Annotated in this window: 1 rRNA gene; it reads left to right on the forward strand. The window is 53.1% G+C overall.

From position 1 onward, the window contains the following. Positions 1-2272: ribosomal RNA gene (locus tag ACFQ18_RS17960) — 23S ribosomal RNA — on the forward strand; the annotation flags it as partial.

The following is a 2272-nucleotide window of genomic DNA, read 5'->3' on the forward strand; positions in this document are numbered from 1 at the left end:
AGGTTAAGTGGAAGACACGGAGCCGTAGCGAAAGCGAGTCTGAATAGGGCGATTTAGTATGCGGTCGTAGACCCGAAACCGTGTGATCTACCCATGTCCAGGGTGAAGGTCAGGTAACACTGACTGGAGGCCCGAACCCACGTATGTTGAAAAATGCGGGGATGAGGTGTGGGTAGGGGTGAAATGCCAATCGAACACGGAGATAGCTGGTTCTCTCCGAAATAGCTTTAGGGCTAGCCTCAAGATGATGAGTACTGGAGGTAGAGCACTGATTGGACTAGGGGCCCTCATCGGGTTACCGAATTCAGTCAAACTCCGAATGCCAGATACTTAAACTTGGGAGTCAGACTATGGGTGATAAGGTTCATAGTCGAAAGGGAAACAGCCCAGACCACCAGCTAAGGTCCCAAAGTATACGTTAAGTGGAAAAGGATGTGGAGTTGCTTAGACAACCAGGATGTTGGCTTAGAAGCAGCCACCATTTAAAGAGTGCGTAATAGCTCACTGGTCGAGTGACTCTGCGCCGAAAATGTACCGGGGCTAAACGTATCACCGAAGCTGTGGATTGTTCTTACGAACAATGGTAGGAGAGCGTTCTAAGTGCTGTGAAGTCAGACCGTGAGGACTGGTGGAGCGCTTAGAAGTGAGAATGCCGGTATGAGTAGCGAAAAAAGAGTGAGAATCTCTTTCACCGAATGCCTAAGGTTTCCTGAGGAAGGCTCGTCCTCTCAGGGTTAGTCGGGACCTAAGCCGAGGCCGAAAGGCGTAGGCGATGGACAACAGGCAGATATTCCTGTACCACCTCATGACCGTTTGAGCGATGGGGGGACGCAGTAGGATAAGGAATGCGCACGGATGGATGTGTGCGCCCAAGCAGTGAGAAAGTCAGGTAGGCAAATCCGCCTGGCCATTTCAAGCTGTGATGGGGAGGCCTTCTGGCCGAAGTTCCTGATTTCACACTGCCGAGAAAAGCCTCTAGCAAGGTCACAGGTGCCCGTACCGCAAACCGACACAGGTAGGCGAGGAGAGAATCCTAAGGTGAGCGGGAGAACTCTCGTTAAGGAACTCGGCAAAATGACCCCGTAACTTAGGGAGAAGGGGTGCTCTACGGAGTAGAGCCGCAGTGAATAGGCCCAAGCGACTGTTTAGCAAAAACACAGGTCTCTGCGAAGCCGAAAGGCGAAGTATAGGGGCTGACACCTGCCCGGTGCTGGAAGGTTAAGGGGAAGAGTTAGGGCTTTCGCCCGAAGCTTAGAACCGAAGCCCCAGTAAACGGCGGCCGTAACTATAACGGTCCTAAGGTAGCGAAATTCCTTGTCGGGTAAGTTCCGACCCGCACGAAAGGTGCAACGACTTGGGCACTGTCTCAACGAGAGACCCGGTGAAATTATACGATGCGTGAAGATGCGCATTACCCGCGACAGGACGGAAAGACCCCGTGGAGCTTTACTGTAGCCTGATATTGAATGTCTGTGCAGCTTGTACAGGATAGGTGGGAGCCTTAGAAACGTGAGCGCCAGCTTACGTGGAGGCATCCGTGGGATACCACCCTGGCTGTATGGACCTTCTAACCCAGGACCGTGATCCGGTTCGGAGACAGTGTCAGGCGGGCAGTTTGACTGGGGCGGTCGCCTCCCAAAAGGTAACGGAGGCGCCCAAAGGTTCCCTCAGAATGGTTGGAAATCATTCGCAGAGTGTAAAGGCAGAAGGGAGCTTGACTGCGAGACCTACAAGTCGAGCAGGGACGAAAGTCGGGCTTAGTGATCCGGTGGTTCCGCATGGAAGGGCCATCGCTCAACGGATAAAAGCTACCCCGGGGATAACAGGCTTATCTCCCCCAAGAGTTCACATCGACGGGGAGGTTTGGCACCTCGATGTCGGCTCATCGCATCCTGGGGCTGTAGTCGGTCCCAAGGGTTGGGCTGTTCGCCCATTAAAGCGGTACGCGAGCTGGGTTCAGAACGTCGTGAGACAGTTCGGTCCCTATCCGTCGTGGGCGTTGGAAGTTTGAGAGGAGCTGTCCTTAGTACGAGAGGACCGGGATGGACATACCGCTGGTGTACCAGTTGTTCCGCCAGGAGCATAGCTGGGTAGCTACGTATGGAAAGGATAAGTGCTGAAAGCATCTAAGCATGAAGCCCCCCTCAAGATGAGACTTCCCATCATTTTAAATGAGTAAGATCCCTCAGAGACGATGAGGTTAATAGGTTTGAGGTGGAAGCGTGGCGACACGTGGAGCTGACAAATACTAATCGATCGAGGACTTAACTAA

This window comes from Oceanobacillus caeni (assembly GCF_042678465.1).
Taxonomy (GTDB): domain Bacteria; phylum Bacillota; class Bacilli; order Bacillales; family Amphibacillaceae; genus Oceanobacillus; species Oceanobacillus caeni.